The organism is Nocardioides nanhaiensis, assembly GCF_039542785.1.
GTDB classification, from domain to species: domain Bacteria; phylum Actinomycetota; class Actinomycetes; order Propionibacteriales; family Nocardioidaceae; genus Nocardioides; species Nocardioides nanhaiensis.
In genome coordinates this window covers 1,560,837-1,575,715 of the sequence record NZ_BAABIM010000001.1, presented here as the reverse complement: position 1 = coordinate 1,575,715, position 14,879 = coordinate 1,560,837, and the positions used below count along the sequence as shown (strand labels likewise).

Annotated in this window: 11 protein-coding genes; 4 read left to right on the top strand and 7 right to left on the bottom strand. The window is 73.9% G+C overall.

Annotation, left to right across the window (positions count from 1 at the left end):
* Positions 1-37: 37 nt before the first annotated feature.
* The 3 genes from ABD948_RS07550 to ligA form a co-directional block, all read right to left on the bottom strand.
* Positions 38-3,292: a M14 family metallopeptidase gene (locus ABD948_RS07550; protein WP_345264229.1), complete on the bottom strand. Its 3,255-nt coding sequence runs from the start codon at positions 3,290-3,292 to the stop codon at positions 38-40.
* A 149-nt stretch (positions 3,293-3,441) separates the two neighbouring features.
* Positions 3,442-4,110: a lysophospholipid acyltransferase family protein gene (locus ABD948_RS07545; RefSeq protein ID WP_345264227.1), complete on the bottom strand. Its 669-nt coding sequence runs from the start codon at positions 4,108-4,110 to the stop codon at positions 3,442-3,444.
* Between the two features lie 48 nt (positions 4,111-4,158).
* On the bottom strand, positions 4,159-6,300 hold the full coding sequence (gene ligA / locus ABD948_RS07540; protein WP_345264225.1) for an NAD-dependent DNA ligase LigA: 2,142 nt from the start codon (positions 6,298-6,300) through the stop codon (positions 4,159-4,161).
* Positions 6,301-6,361: 61 nt separating this feature from the next.
* Between ligA and ABD948_RS07535 the strand changes: the two genes are divergently transcribed.
* From ABD948_RS07535 to ABD948_RS07525, 3 genes are all read left to right on the top strand, one after another.
* Entirely contained in the window at positions 6,362-7,036 is a 675-nt protein-coding gene (locus tag ABD948_RS07535; RefSeq protein WP_345264223.1) for an alpha/beta hydrolase, read from the top strand.
* Positions 7,037-7,181: 145 nt separating this feature from the next.
* A complete protein-coding gene (locus ABD948_RS07530) occupies positions 7,182-7,832 on the top strand; it encodes a TetR/AcrR family transcriptional regulator (RefSeq protein WP_345264221.1) in 651 nt (216 codons plus the stop codon).
* Complete coding sequence (locus ABD948_RS07525) at positions 7,829-9,490, top strand: MFS transporter (RefSeq protein WP_345264218.1); 1,662 nt, start codon at positions 7,829-7,831, stop codon at positions 9,488-9,490. The genes ABD948_RS07530 and ABD948_RS07525 overlap by 4 nt, the downstream gene beginning before the upstream one ends.
* A gap of 6 nt (positions 9,491-9,496) precedes the next feature.
* Here ABD948_RS07525 and ABD948_RS07520 read toward each other — a convergent pair whose 3' ends face one another.
* Genes ABD948_RS07520 through ABD948_RS07505 form a run of 4 tightly spaced genes read right to left on the bottom strand, consistent with a single transcriptional unit; the run spans position 9,497 to position 13,842 of the window.
* Entirely contained in the window at positions 9,497-10,510 is a 1,014-nt protein-coding gene (locus ABD948_RS07520) for a uroporphyrinogen decarboxylase/cobalamine-independent methonine synthase family protein (protein ID WP_345264216.1), read from the bottom strand.
* Entirely contained in the window at positions 10,507-11,613 is a 1,107-nt protein-coding gene (gene mnmA, locus ABD948_RS07515) for a tRNA 2-thiouridine(34) synthase MnmA (protein WP_345264488.1), read from the bottom strand. Before mnmA ends, ABD948_RS07520 begins: the two co-directional genes overlap by 4 nt.
* Positions 11,614-11,642: 29 nt before the next feature.
* Positions 11,643-12,821 carry a cysteine desulfurase family protein gene (locus ABD948_RS07510; protein ID WP_345264214.1) on the bottom strand — a complete coding sequence of 393 codons (1,179 nt, stop codon included), beginning with the start codon at positions 12,819-12,821 and terminating at the stop codon, positions 11,643-11,645.
* A gap of 25 nt (positions 12,822-12,846) precedes the next feature.
* On the bottom strand, positions 12,847-13,842 hold the full coding sequence (locus ABD948_RS07505) for an endonuclease/exonuclease/phosphatase family protein (RefSeq protein WP_345264212.1): 996 nt from the start codon (positions 13,840-13,842) through the stop codon (positions 12,847-12,849).
* Positions 13,843-13,977: 135 nt separating this feature from the next.
* On the opposite strand from ABD948_RS07505, the gene ABD948_RS07500 reads away from it, so the two are divergent.
* A complete protein-coding gene (locus tag ABD948_RS07500; RefSeq protein ID WP_345264210.1) occupies positions 13,978-14,805 on the top strand; it encodes a DUF4394 domain-containing protein in 828 nt (275 codons plus the stop codon).
* The last annotated feature ends 74 nt before the right edge of the window (positions 14,806-14,879 follow it).

Sequence of the window (14,879 nt, the reverse complement as noted above, 5' to 3'; positions counted from 1 at the left end):
GGTGCTGCTGTGCTGAGTGCTGCTGTCCTGCTGCGGCCTAGCGGGTGATCCGCACCGTCCGCACCGGGGAGGCGCTCGGGGCGATCAGGTTGGTGCCCAGGAAGCGCGCCCGGAGGCGGTGCTGGCCGGGCGCCAGGCGCAGCGTGACGGTGCGACGGGCGTTGACCACCACGCGACGCACCTGGCGGCCGCGGTCGGTGATCACCACGGTGCCGCGCGGTGCGACTCCCTCGACGGCCACGCCGAGGGCGAGCCGCACGCGCTGCCCACCGAGCTTGGTGACCCCCAGGCTGGTGGCCGAGGGCGCCTTGTCGACGACCACGACCAGCGGCTCGCTGGTGGAGGGCTCCAGGGCACCGTCGGGCACGTAGCTCGCGGTGAACTCCTGCCGGCCGGGGCCGACGCGAGGCAGCTCGAAGCTGGCGGAGCCTTCGACGAGCTCCTCCTCCGCGACCACCTCACCCCCGTAGGAGAGCTGGACCGAACCGCTCGGCGTGCCCTCGTCGGCGGAGGCGGCCACCGCGGCGGTCAGGGTGATCGACGCGGGGTAGGTGACCCGCGCCGGACCCTGCAGCGTGGTGGTGCTGCTGGACGGCGTCTCGGGCGCCTCGACAGCCTCGCCCTCAGGTCCGGCCCAGAACACCGCGCGACCGGCCTGGCTCAGACCGCCCTTCGGGTGGGTGCGGAAGAACACCGAGGTGCCGAAGACCACCGTGCGCACGCCGGAGGCCGACTCCGCACCGATCACCGAGGCGTTGCCGGCGGCGTTGGCCGGACCGTTGGGCTGCGGCACACCGGCCGTCGTGCTGGGCAGCCAGTGGCCGGCCAGCATCGGGTCGGCCGCGTAGGTCTCCAGGGCCTCCGTGCCCGCACCGAGCCCGGTGAACCAGGTGGCGGGGTAGAAGAACGAGGAGTCCTGGCCGTGCGCGGCGAGGAAGGAGCCCTCGGGCTGCTCGACCGCCACGATGCCGTTGGCGTCGCTGCGGCTGGTGGTGGCGGTGGCCGCCACCAGGCCGAGGCCGGAGGCCAGGTTGAAGCCGGCAGTGCCGCGACCGAGCACCGTGCCGCCGCGGGCGGCGAAGGCGGTCAGGACGGCCGCTGCGCCGGGGTTGGTCGCCAGGTTGACGGCGGAACCGGCCCAGAGCACGTCGACGCCGTCGAGCGCCGTCGGCGTGGAGTTGAGCCCCGCGGTGGTCACGAGGGTCAGGTCGTCGAAGCCCAGCTCGGTGAGCGAGAGCCGGTCGTCCTGGGTGCCCAGGTAGGCCACGGACAGGTCGTCGAGGTCGCGGGTGTCCTCGTCGGCGAGCGCCGTCAGGTCGGCCTCGGTGGCCTCCTCGAGGGCGACGTCCTCGGCCAGCGCGACCGCGACGGCGGTCCCGGTGTCCTCGGGACCGACGACGGCCCGACCGGCCGGCGTCATCGAGACCGCCGCACCCTGGTCGAGCATCTCGTTGACGGCGCGCACGTCGGCCACGCCGGCCACGTCGAGCGCCAGGTAGCCGGGCTCGGCACCCACGGTCTTGTCGGCCACCGGGGTGCTGGCCGTGATCGGCGTGACGGCACCGAGCGGCGCGTCGGTGGTGAGGCCCACCTTGGCGACGTCGGCACCCCACAGGTAGCTGTAGCTCCACGCGGAGATGTCGTACATCGTCGGCACCTTGTCCGAGATGTCGTCGCCGAGGTCGAGCAGCGCGTTGGCCAGGCCGCGCTTGGCCTGGTGCATGTCGACGACGTAGGAGCCGGCCGGGTAGGTGGTGCCCCCGACGGTGGTGTCGGCGTCGAGCGTGCCGACCTGGATCTCGTGGAAGAGCAGCTGGTCGACCAGGCGGGCGGCGTCGGACGCCGAGCGCTGGTCGTCGCCGACCGGGATGACGTAGGCGCGCGGCAGGGTCACCGGCTCCTGGTCGTCGACCACGTCCCACAGCGGCTTCCACTGCGCGGGGCCGGGCACGGCGGCGACGTCGGCCGTCGTCAGGGACTTCTTGGGCTCACCGGCCAGGCCGCGCGCGAAGACCTCGATCTGGTTGAGGAGCATCTGGCGGGCGTTGGTGGTGTCGTTCATGTACTCGACGGTGCTCTCGACCACCTGGGTGCCGACCGCGGTGTTGACCCGCGCGTTGGCCGGCGACTGCCGACCGCCCGGGGCGTTGCGCGAAAGGGGCAGCTCGACGGTGGCCGTGGCCGCGCCGTAGTACGCCGCGTACTGCGCGGTGAAGATCGGCGGGAAGTCGTCCCAGCCGTCGGGGGTGTCGCGGTAGGGGATCTTGACGAACCCGGTGTTGGTGGCGGTGGCGCCGCCCGTGGCCGGGTCGTAGTAGGTGTTGCCCGGGATCTCGGCGTCGACGACGTCCTGCTCGACCTTCAGCGCCAGCGCGTAGTTGTGCGGCAGGTACAGGTCGTACTCGTAGTTCGAGCCGTGCGGCGGGCCGCAGGGCTCGAGCTGCAGCACGCGGGTGTAGCCGTGCAGGTCGGCGGCGTAGATGGGCTGGATCGCCTGCGCGGTGCGCACGTAGGAGGCGGCCTCCGGCGTGGTGTCGGTGATCATGTCGCGGTTGGGGTCCAGGCCCAGCGAGGTCGCGCGGGTGGCCAGCGTGCGGCCGTCGGGGTTGAGCGAGAGCGAGAAGTAGAGGCGGTTGTTGCGCAGGATGCTGCTGACCTCGGCCTCGGGCGCGGTGACGAGGTAGTCGATGTAGCGCATGACCGCGTCGGTGCCCTCCCACTCGTTGCCGTGGATGTTGGCGCTGACCCAGACCGGCGTCTTGTACTGGCCGAGCAGCTGGCTGTCGGCGGCGGCCGCGGTCGGGTCGCTGGAGATCTGCTCGCGCCAGGCGGTCTGCTGCGCGGTGGCGGCCTCAGACTCCGGGGCGGTCACGGTGACCAGGTAGAGGTCGCGCCCGCTCGTGGACTGGCCGACGACCTGGGTGGAGATCCGGTTGCTCGCGGCCATCCACTCGGTCAGCTGCGGCGCGAGGTCGGGGTGCGTGAGCAGCTCGGCGGTGTCCGCGGCGTCGTCGGGGTTGTCGCGGTAGAAGCGCAGCTCCGGCTGGAAGGGGTAGGAGGACGGCATGGCGATCGGGTCGCGGGCGTCCTGGGCGGCGGCTGCAGCCGCGCGGACACCGGGTCGCGAGACCTGCGCCGTCGACGCCGTGCCGGCGCCGCGACCGTCGCCGGACGCGGCGGCGGGAGCCGGACTCGGCGTGCTGCCGGGCTCGGCGGCGCCGGGCGGCACCAGCAGGGCCGAGGCGGCGAGCGCGAGGCCGGTGGATGTGACCAGTGAGCGGGACTTCCTCACTACTCCCTCATTTCTGTCGTGAGTGGGAGCAGCCACCTTGTCGGACAATCTGAGCATTCCGCAGCGATTTCTTGCGGAATCTCACATTTGGCTTCAAGAAATGTGGCGGCAACACGTCCGTGCCAGCGACGTCGCCGGGAGTGCCGGGCTCAGGCGAGAGCGGGCCGCTCGTTGTACACGCCGGCCTGCTCCTGGCCGCTGAGCCCGGCGATCGCGGTCATCACCTCGTCGGTGAGCTCACGGCGCGCACGACCGAGGGGAACGCCCTCGAAGCGGCCGGCGACCTCGATCGGCGCGCCGAACGAGACCCGGATGCGGGCCAGCCGCGGCAGGTTGGACCCCACCGGCTGCAGGCGCTCGGTGCCCACCAGCCCGACCGGGACGACCGGGCAGCCGGCGGTCAGCGCCAGGTGTGCTGCGCCGGTGCGACCGCGGTAGAGCCGTCCGTCACGCGAGCGGGTGCCCTCGGGGTAGATGCCGAACGCCCCACCCTCGCGCAGCACCTCGAGCGCGACGTCGAGGCTCTTCAGCGCCGCCTGCGGGTCGTCACGGTCGACCGGCAGCATGCCGAGCGCCTCGAACCACGCCTTGGTGAAGGCGCCCTTCGGCCCGGTGCCGGTGAAGTAGTCGTCCTTGGCCAGGAAGGCCACCCGACGCGGCACGAGGGTCGGGATGACGACGGAGTCGGCGAAGCTGAGGTGGTTGCTGGCCAGGATCACCGGCCCGGTGGCCGGCACGTGCTCCAGGCCTCGCACCTGCGGCCGCCACACCAGCCGGAACAGCGGCGGGACGACCCCGTGGAGCACCTGGTAGAGCATGGGCCGCCTCCCGTCGCGAGCTGTCGGTGGAACCCTATGCCCGCGAGCTCACTCCTCGGCTTCCTCGGCCTCGCCCGTGGACTCCTCGACGGCCTCGGCCGCCGGCGGGCCGTGCTCGAGCAGCGCGGTGAACCCGGCCTCGTCGAGCACCGGGACGCCGAGCTGCTCGGCCTTCTCGGCCTTGGAGCCGGCGTTCTCGCCGACCACGACGAAGTCGGTCTTCTTCGAGACCGACCCGGACGCCTTGCCGCCCCGGGCCAGGATCGCCTCCTTGGCGGAGTCGCGGCTGTAGCCCTCGAGCGAGCCGGTGACCACCACCGTGAGCCCCTCCAGCGTGCGCGGCACGGACTCGTCGCGCTCGTCGGCCATGGTGACGCCGGCCGCGGCCCAGCGGTCGACGATGGCGGCGTGCCAGGGCTCGGCGAACCAGGTGGTGACGGCCTCGGCGATGGTGGGCCCGACGCCCTCGGCGGCGGAGAGCTGCTCGAGCGTGGCCTCCCGGATGGCCTGCATCGAACCGAACTCCTGGGCCAGGGCGCGGGCCGCGGTGGGACCGACGTGGCGGATCGACAGCGCGACGACGACCCGCCACAGCGGCACCTCGCGACGATCGGCCAGGTGGGCGAGCAGCCGCTCGCCGTTGGCGCTCAGCTGCGGCCCCTCCTCGCCCTTGCGCGGGGCGCGGGTGAACAGCTCGGTGCGCAGCAGCGCCTCGCGGTCGAGGTCGAACAGGTCGCCCTCGTTGGTGACGACGCCGGCCTCGAGCAGCGCGACGGCGGCCTCGTAGCCCAGGCCCTCAATGTCGAAGGCCCCGCGGCCGGCGACGAAGAACACCCGCTCGCGCACCTGCCCGGGGCAGGCCTCGTGGTTGGGGCAGCGCAGGTCCTTGTCGCCCTCCTTCTGCTCGGCCAGCGGGGTGCCGCACGCCGGGCACTGCGTGGGCATCTGCCACTCCGGCAGGCCCTCGGGGCGCAGCGGCAGCACCGGCCCGAGGATCTCGGGGATGACGTCGCCGGCCTTGCGCAGGACCACGGTGTCGCCGGGGCGCACGTCCTTGCGCTTGACCTCGTGGGCGTTGTGCAGGGTGGCGTTCTCGACCGTGGAGCCCGCCACCCGGGTGGGCTCCATGACGCCGAACGGGGTCACCCGGCCGGTGCGGCCGACGTTGACCCGGATGTCGAGCAGCTTGGCGTTGACCTCCTCGGGCGGGTACTTGAACGCGATCGCCCAGCGCGGCGCGCGCGAGGTGGAGCCGAGCCGGCGCTGCAGGGCGACGTCGTCGACCTTGACCACGACGCCGTCGATCTCGTAGGGCACCAGCGCGTGCCGGTGCTCGCCCGCGTGCTCGACGTAGGCCTGCACCTCCTCCAGCGTGGCGACGACGCGCACCCGGTCGGAGGTGGGCAGCCCCCAGGCCGCGAGCGCCTCGTAGGCCTGCGACTGCGCCCGGGGCTCGAAGCCGCGCCGCTCGCCGAGGCCGTGACAGACCATGCCCAGGGCACGGGTGGCGGTGACGCGGGGGTCCTTCTGGCGCAGCGACCCGGCCGCGGCGTTGCGCGGGTTGGCGAACATCGGCTTGCCGGCCTGCGTCATCGACTCGTTGAGCCGCTCGAACGCCTCGACGGGCAGGAACACCTCGCCGCGCACCTCGACCAGCTCGGGCACCGGGAACTCCTCGGTGCCGGCGAGCCGGGTGGGCACGCCGTCGATGGTGCGCACGTTGGGCGTGACGTCCTCGCCGGTGCTGCCGTCGCCGCGGGTCAGCGCGCGCACCAGCCGGCCCTGCTCGTAGAGCAGGTTGATGGCCAGCCCGTCGACCTTGAGCTCGCACAGCAGCGCGGGGTCGGTGACGCCGTCGCGGGCCAGCCGCCCGTGCCAGGCCTCGAGCTCCTCGTGGGAGAAGGCGTTGTCGAGGCTCTCCATGCGCCGCAGGTGCGCCACCGGCGTGAAGTCGGTGGAGACCGCGCCACCCACCTTCTGCGTGGGCGAGTCGGGCGTGCGCAGCTCGGGGTGCTGCTCCTCGAGCTCCTCCAGCCGACGCATCCGCCGGTCGAAGTCGGCGTCGTCGAGGGTCGGGTCGTCGAGCACGTAGTAGCGCCAGCGGGCCTCCTCGACCTGCTCGGCGAGCACGCGGTGCTCCTCGCGCGCCTCCTCGCCGGCGGGGGTGGGCTCGGGGCCGTTCTCGGTCATGGGCACATTCTGGCGGTCCCCACCGACATCCGCTCGCGCGGCCGGCTCCGAACCCCCAGCCGTGACCAGCGCCCCCGCGACCACCCCCACCGACGCCGCGCCCGGGCCCGGCCTGACGCGGCTCGACCTCCCGGACGGCGTCAGCACACCCCGAGCGGTGGTGCTGGTGCTGCACGGCGGCACCCAGGTGAGCACGGCGCCGGTGGCCGGCCGCAGCGCCTCGTGGCGGCGTGCCGCGGCGCTGCAGCGGGCGGTGACGCCGGCGCTGCACGATCAGGGCGTGGCCACCTGGCTGCTGCGCTACCGGGTGCGGGGCTGGAACGGCGGCGGGGACTCCGTGCCCGACGCGCGCTGGGCGCTGGGGCAGGTGCGCGAGGCACACGGCGAGGTGCCGGTGGTGCTGCTGGGGCACTCGATGGGCGCCCGCACCGCCGTGCACGTGGCCGACGCACCTCACGTGGCGGGCGTCGTCGGCCTGGCGCCGTGGTGGGACCCCGCCAGCGACCCGGTGCGCACGCTGGCCGGGCGCCACCTGCGGGCGGCGCACGGACGCACCGACAAGATCACCTCCGCTCGGATGACCCGCCGATACGTCGCCGCCGCCGAGCCGGTGGCCGACTCGGCGGCCTTCACCGACATGGGTCGGGTGGGGCACTACCTGCTGCGCCGCGTCGAGCGCTGGAACGCCTACGCCCGCGACTCCGTGCTCGAGGTGCTCGAGGCCGCCCGGGTCTAGACCACCACCGACGCTCGGGAACAACGACGGGCACGGGCCGTTGTAGCGTCCGATGGTACGGAACGGTTTCGTTCCATCTGTGCCCGTCGTCACACCGGCGCGGGCGACCTCGTCCTCGTCCCTCGCGCCACCGTGGAGCCTCACCATGCCCGCCCTCCCTCCCACCGCTCAGGAGTCGCCGACGGCCGACGTGCCCGCCGCGCGTCCGCGCGTCGAGGGCGACCGTGAGCGGGAGATCCTGGAGGCGACGCTCGACGTGCTCGTCGAGGTGGGCTACGACCGGCTCACCATGGACGCCGTCGCCGCTTCGGCGAAGGCGTCCAAGGCCACCCTGTACCGGCGGTGGAGCGGCAAGGCGGCGCTCGTGGTGGAAGCACTGCTCTCGATGAAGGAGCGGCCGGTCGCGCCCGACACCGGCACCCTGCGCGGCGACCTGCTGGCCATGTTCTGCGGCATGGGTGGCCTGACCGACCAGCGGCAGACCGCGGTGCTGGCCGGCATCATCACCGCCATCGCCCGCGACGAGGAGTTCGCCGCCACCTTCCGCCAGCGCTTCATCGAGCCGAAGGCGACCCTGGTGCTCGGCGTCTACGAGCGGGCCCGGGCGCGCGGCGAGCTGCGCGCGGGCCTCGACCTCGAGCTGGCCGCCACGGCCCTGCCCGGCATCGTGATGCACCGCGGCTTCCTGCTGGGCGAAGCGCCCTCCCCCGACCTCATCACCCGGGTGGTCGACCAGATCATCCTCCCGGCCGTGCTCGCACCCGCGGGCGCCCGTCCTCCGAAGGATCCCGCATGACCGACCTGACCACCGACGGCGACCAGCCCGCGGCGCCGCAGCGCGCCTCCACCGCCCCGCCCGGCGAACGACCGATCAACCTGCGCTGGGCGCTGGTGCTGATCTCCGTGGCCCAGCTGATGGTGGTGCTCGACGGCACCATCACCAACATCGCCCTGCCCTACATCGGCACCGACCTCGACATCTCGGGCGCGAACCTGACCTGGATCGTCACCGGCTACGCCCTGGCCTTCGGTGGTCTGCTGCTGCTCGGCGGCCGCCTGGGCGACCTCTACGGGCGGCGCCGTCTGTTCATCCTGGGCCTGCTCGTCTTCGCCGTCGCCTCGGCCATCGGCGGCCTCGCTCAGAACGAGGCCATGCTGCTGGCCTCGCGAGCCCTGCAGGGCCTCGGTGCCGCGATGGCCGGACCCGCCGCCCTCGCGCTGATCACCACGACGTTCCCAGCCGGGCCGCAGCGCAACCGGGCCTTCGCCGTCTACGCCGCCATGTCGGGCGCCGGCGCCGCCGTCGGCCTGATCCTCGGCGGATGGCTGACCGGACTGGACTCGGTCGCGGGCATCGAGCTCAGCGGCTGGCGCCTGACCTTCCTGATCAACGTCCCGATCGGCCTGGTGGCCGCCGCACTGGCCCCGCGCTTCCTGCGCGAGTCCGAGTCGAACATCGGCCGGCTCGACGTCCCCGGCGCCGTCACCGGCACCCTGGGCCTGCTGGGCCTGGTCTACGGCCTGACCCGCGCGGGCGAGGAGCAGTACGGCTGGACCGACGCCGGCACCATCGCCGCGCTCGTCGCCGGCGTGGCCCTGCTCGCGGCGTTCGCGGTCATCGAGTCGCGGGTGAGCCACCCGCTGCTGCCGATCCGCATCTTCCAGAGCCGCACCCGCGCCACGAGCTTCGTGGCGATGATGCTGGCTCCCGCGGCGATGTTCGCGATGTTCTACTTCCTCAGCCTGTTCATCCAGCAGGTCATGGGCTACTCCTCGCTGCACGCCGGCTTCGCGTTCCTGCCGTTCTCGTTCGGCATCGTGATCGGCGCCGGTCTCTCCTCCAACCTCGTCAACCGCGTCGACCCGCGCTGGCTCTCGGGCACCGGCACGCTCATCGCGGCGTTCTCGCTGTTCATGTTCAGCCGGATCAGCGTCGACGACTCCCCCAACGCCGTGCTCCAGACCCTGCAGAGCGGCGGCACCGTGGGCGCCGACGTCAACTACTGGGCCAGCATCTTCCCCTTCGTGGTGCTGATGTCGATCGGCATGGGCCTGACCTTCGTGCCGCTGACCCTGACGGCGGTGCACCACCTGCGCAGCGAGGACTCCGGCATCGGCTCGGGCGTGCTCAACACCATGCAGCAGGTGGGTGGGGCGCTCGGTCTGGCGCTGCTGGGCACCGTCGCCCTCTCGGCCACCAACAGCCGCGAGGACGCCGTCACCGGTCCGCTGACCCAGGGACTGGGCGACATGGCCAACCAGCCGATCCCCGGCACCGACCTGACCTTCCTCGACGGCGCGGTGTTCCAGGCCTCGTTCACCGACGGCGCCACCAACGCCTTCCTGGTGGGGTCGGTGATGATGCTCGCGGCCTCCGTGGTGATCTTCACCCAGCTGCGCGTCAAGCACCAGGAGCTGGCCACCGACGGCCCCGAGGGCGTCCACGTCGGCTGACGTGACTCAGCCGAGGTTCGCGGCAGCCTCACGCAGGGCAGCGAGCACTGCTCTCGCGAACTCCGTGCTCACCCCCGCCATCCCGCAGGCGGGGGTGAGCACCAGCTCGCCCCCGACCCCCGCAGGGTCGACCCCGGTGAGGTCGAGCCAGCGCTCGACCCTCTCGGTGAGGACGCCCGCGGTCGGAGCGGCACCACCGGGCACGGCGGTCGCGACGACGCCGAGCGCCACCGCACCACCGGTCTCGAGCGCCTCGGCGAGCGTGTCGTGGTCGGCGGGGCCCAGCTGGTCGAGGTCGACGGCGAGGCCGTGCGCACCGGCGCCGCGCAGCAGCGAGAGCGGTGCTCCCGCTGCACAGCAGTGCACCCACGGCTCGGCGCCCTCGTCGCGCACGGCGTCGAGCACCCAGCCCAGCGCCTCGGAGGCGACCGCGGGCTCGACGGTGCGGTGCCGGCCGAAGCCCGAGGCCGTGGGGACGCGTGCCGCCAGCACCGCGGGCAGCGCGGGCTCGTCGAGCTGCACCACGAGCCGGTCGCAGCCGGGCAGCCGACGTCGCAGGTCGCGCACGTGGGTGCGCACGCCCTCGGCCAGCGCCTGCGCCAGCTCGCGCCGCGCCCCGTGGTCGGCCAGCACCCGGTCACCGCGCGGTCGCTCCACCGTGGCGGCGAGGGTCCACGGGCCGCACACCTGGGTCTTGAACGGCCCGGTGTAACCCTGCGCGGCCTCCTCCAGGGCGTCGAGGTCCTGGGCCAGCAGGCTGCGCGCGCGCCGGTGGTCGACGCCGGGGGCACCGGCGCCCCCGGTGAGGCGCCAGCCCGCAGGCTGGAGGTCGGCGTCCAGCGAGTCGACGACGGCGAGCGCGCGCCCCGTCATCGCGGCGCCGGCCCCGCGGCCGGGGACCTCGGGCACGAACGGCAGGCCGGGAGGCTCCCCGAGCTCGCCGAGCACCAACCGCACCGCCTCCACGAGCGCGTGCTGGTCGTCGCCGGGCATCGAGCCCACCCCGCTGGCGAGCGTCATGCCGGCACCCGCTGCGTGGCGCTGATGGTGGCCGAGCCGACCACGCGCGTGCCCTCGTAGACGACGACGGCCTGGCCCGGCGCGATGCCGGAGGCGGGCTCGAGCAGCCGCACCTCCACCCGCTCACCCTCGACCCGCACCTCGGCGCGGTGCTCGGCGCCGTGCGCACGCAGCTGCACGGTCACCTCCGGCCCCTCGAGCACCGACGGCACGGTGCCGCACCACCGTGGACGCTCCCCGGTGAGGGCGTGCACGGCCAGCCGCTCGCGCGGGCCCACGCGCACGGTGCCGGAGACCGGCTCGATGTCGAGTACGAACCGAGGCCTGCCGTCGGCGGCCGGGCGGCCCAGGCGCAGGCCGCGGCGCTGGCCGATGGTGTAGGCGTAGGTGCCCTCGTGGTGGCCGACCACCTCGCCGCTGGCGTCGTCGACGATCTCGCCGCCGTGGTTGGGGGCCCGCTCCCCCAGCTTCTCGCGCAGCCAGCCGGCGTTGTCGCCGTCGGCGACGAAGCAGATGTCGTGGCTGTCGGGCTTCTCGGCCACCAGCAGCCCCCGCGCAGCGGCCTCGCGGCGCACCGCCGGCTTGTCGGTGTCGCCCAGCGGGAACAGCGAGTGCGCCAGCTGCTCCTGGTCGAGCACCCCCAGCACGTAGGACTGGTCCTTGCCGGCGTCGGCGGCGCGGTGCAGCTGCACCAGGCCGTCGTCACCGCGCTCGAGCCGCGCGTAGTGGCCGGTGGCGACGGCGTCGAAGCCCAGCGCCAGCGCCCGGTCGAGCACCGCCGCGAACTTGATCTTCTCGTTGCAGCGCAGGCAGGGGTTGGGCGTGCGCCCGGCCGCGTACTCGTCCATGAAGTCCTCGACGACGTCCTCGTGGAAGCGCTCGGAGAGGTCCCAGACGTAGAAGGGGATCCCAATCACGTCGGCCGCGCGGCGCGCGTCGTTGGCGTCCTCGATCGTGCAGCAGCCGCGCGCGCCCGAGCGGTAGGAGGCCGGGTTGCGCGAGAGTGCCAGGTGGATGCCCGTGACCTCGTGACCCGCCTCGACGGCGCGGGCCGCAGCGACCGCGGAGTCGACGCCGCCCGACATGGCCGCGACGACCCGCAGCCCCGTGGGGGCAGCGGCGGCGGGAGAGCTCATCGGCGGGCGGCCCGCGCGCGGTCGACCACCGGAGCGATGGCCTCCACGGCGGCGTCGACGTCGGCCGCGGTGGAGGTGTGACCCAGCGAGAACCGGAGCGAGTGGCGGGCGTCGTCCGCCGAGGAGCCCATGGCCAGCAGCACGTGCGAGGGCTGGGGCACGCCTGCGGAGCACGCCGACCCGGTGGAGCACTCGACGCCGCGGGCGTCGAGCAGCATCAGCAGCGAGTCGCCCTCGCAGCCGGGGAAGCCCAGGTGCGCGTTGCCGGGCAGACGCGCGCCGGGCACGTCGAGCGCAGCACCGTGCAGGTGCGCGTCGGGCACGACCTGCTGGATGCGTCGCACCAGGTCGTCGCGCAGCTCGGCCACCCGGGCCGCGTGCGTCGACTGCTCCTTGACGGCGACCTCGACCGCCGCCGCGAAGGCCGCGATCGCGGGCACGTCGAGCGTGCCGCTGCGCACGTCGCGCTCCTGGCCGCCACCGTGCACCAGCGGGACGATGCCCTGCTCGCGGCGCACCACCAGGGCACCGACGCCCACCGGGCCGCCGAGCTTGTGGGCACTCACGGTCATGGCGTCCACGCCGCTGGCGGCGAAGTCGACCGGCAGCGTGCCGACGGCCTGCACGGCGTCGGTGTGCACGGGCACGCCGTGCTCGGCGGCGAGCGCCACGACCGCCTCGATCGGCTGCACCGTGCCGACTTCGTTGTTGGCCCACATCACCGAGACCAGCGAGACCGGTCGCTCGGCGAGCAGCCGCGCCAGCTCGTCGAGGTCGAGGCGGCCCTCGGCGTCGACGCCGCAGAGCCGCACCTCGGCCTGCCCGGCGCCCTGCAGCCAGTGCACGGGGTCCAGCACCGCGTGGTGCTCGACGGCGGAGGTGATCAGCCGTGCACCCTCGCCCAGGGCTGCGGTGCGCGACCAGTGGATGCCCTTGACCGCGAGGTTGTCGGCCTCGGTGCCGCCGGAGGTGAACACCACCTCGCCGGGGCGGCAGCCCAGCGCCTGCGCGATCGTCTCGCGCGACTCCTCCACCACGCGGCGCGCGCGACGACCCGAGGCGTGCAGCGAGCTGGCGTTGCCGCGGTCCCGGAGGTGCGACGTCAGCACCTCCACGGCGACCGGCAGCATCGGCGTCGTGGCGGCGTGGTCGAGGTACACCGCGCGCTCGGACATGTCGCCCCCAGCCTACGGCGCGGCGTCAGCGGGCCGCGACGGTGGCCACGGTGGCGACGACGGCCCGGTGGTCGGTGCCCGGCACCACATGGTCGTCGTACGCGGTCGTCGTCCACCCCGGTCCGACCAGCACGTGGTCGATGCGCGCCAACGGGCCCAGCGCCCCGAGCAGTCCGTAGGTGCCACCTTCGGGCCACGTCGGCGACCAGCCCGCGTTCTGCAGGCGCGCCGCGCTGCGCCAGCCGTCGTCGTGCAGCTCGAGGATCGGTCGGTGGTCGTCGGTGGCGTTGAAGTCGCCCACGACGACGTCGGGCTCGTGGGTGCGCACGGCGTCGAGCACCGCGGCGGCGTCCTCCCGCCAGCGCTCGGGCAGCGTGGGCGGCGAGGGGTGGACGGCGAGCACCTCCACGCCGCCGGTGCGCACCAGCAGCGTCTGCGAGAACGTCGGCACCTGCGCCACCAGCTCCACCGGCCCGGTCGAGAACACCATCGTGCCCAGCACGCTCCCGCGCTCCCCCGGCTCCCCCGCCCGGTGCGGCAGCAGCTCGTCGATGCCGGCCTCCTCCAGACCACGGAGCGTCTCGACGGTGATCTCGCTCGCCGCGAGCACCTGCACCTTCTCCTCGCGCACCAGGCGCACCACCGTCGCGGCGTCGGCACCGCCCTGCAGCAGGTTGGCGCCCATCACGACCCGGCGCTCGCCGTCGGGCCCCGGCGCCGGCGCCCCACCCAGCACCTGCGGCGCGAACCACACCGCGTGCAGCGCCAGACCCACCACCGCGACGACGGCGAGCGGTGCGGTCGCACGGCGGACGGCCGGCGCCGTCACCAGGAGCAGCACGGCCAGGAGCAGCGCCGCGCCGTGCCCGAGCAGCCCGAACGGCGTGAAGGCCACCAGCTGCAGCGCCGGACCGACACCGGGCTGCAGCAACCGGGTCAGTGTGAGCACCGTCGAGCCGAGCAGCAGCAGGACCAGCACCACCCGGAGCGCGGTCACGACGGGCGCAGGCAGGGACGGCACGGCGCCAGCCAAGCAGGTGACGAGAAATCCTCGGCCCGGTTCAACACCGGTGCCGCGGCGCCCGTACTCCCCCACGACCGAGGCGCCACCGGCGGTTCGGTCCTCGGACAGCTCGACCAACCACACGGAGGAACCATGAAGCGCACCATCGCCACGCTCGCCGCCGCCACGCTGCTCGGTGGCGGGCTCGCAGCAGCCGGCACCGGCAGCGCCGCCGCCGCTCCCTCGTTCGCCCGGGCGTTCGGCCTCACCGCGACCGACCAGCTGATCTCCTTCCGGCTCAACGCGCCCGGGCAGGTGCAGACGCTCGGCAAGGTCCGCGGCCTCGGTGCCGACCGCAGCCTGGTGGGCATGGACATCCGCCCGGCCACCGGCCAGCTCTACGCCGTCGGGCGGCAGGGTGGCCTGTTCGTCGTCAACAAGCGCACCGCCGCCGCCCGCAAGGTGGGCCAGCTCGGCGAGCCGCTGCAGGGCTCCTCCTTCGGCGTCGACGTCAACCCGGCCGCCGACGCGCTGCGCATCGTCAGCAACACCGGTCAGAACCTGCGCTACAGCTTCGCGGCCCGCACCACCACCGTCGACACCCCGCTCAGCACGCCGGACGTCGAGGGCACCACTCGCGGGATCACGGGTGCGGCCTACACCAACAACGACACCAGCGACGTGACCGGCACCGCGCTCTACGACCTGAGCTCGGCCGCCGACACCCTGGTGCTGCAGGCGCCGGCCAACGGCGGCACCATCACGACGCTCGGCCAGCTGCGGCGCAACGCCCCCGCCCAGGTGGGCTTCGACATCCGCAGCACGCTCGCCGGCGAGCGGACGGTCGGCAACGAGGGTTTCGCCACGTTCGGCGCCTCGCTGTACCGCATCGACCTCACCACCGGGGAGGCCACCGCTCCGCGCACCATCGGCAAGAACCGGCGCGTCACCGACCTGGCCGTCGTCCAGCCCCGCCGCTGAGCACGCGGGAACGGGACCAGGACCGGGCCAGCCCGTGACCCGTCGCGCCGAGCAACCGCACCGAACACCCGGCA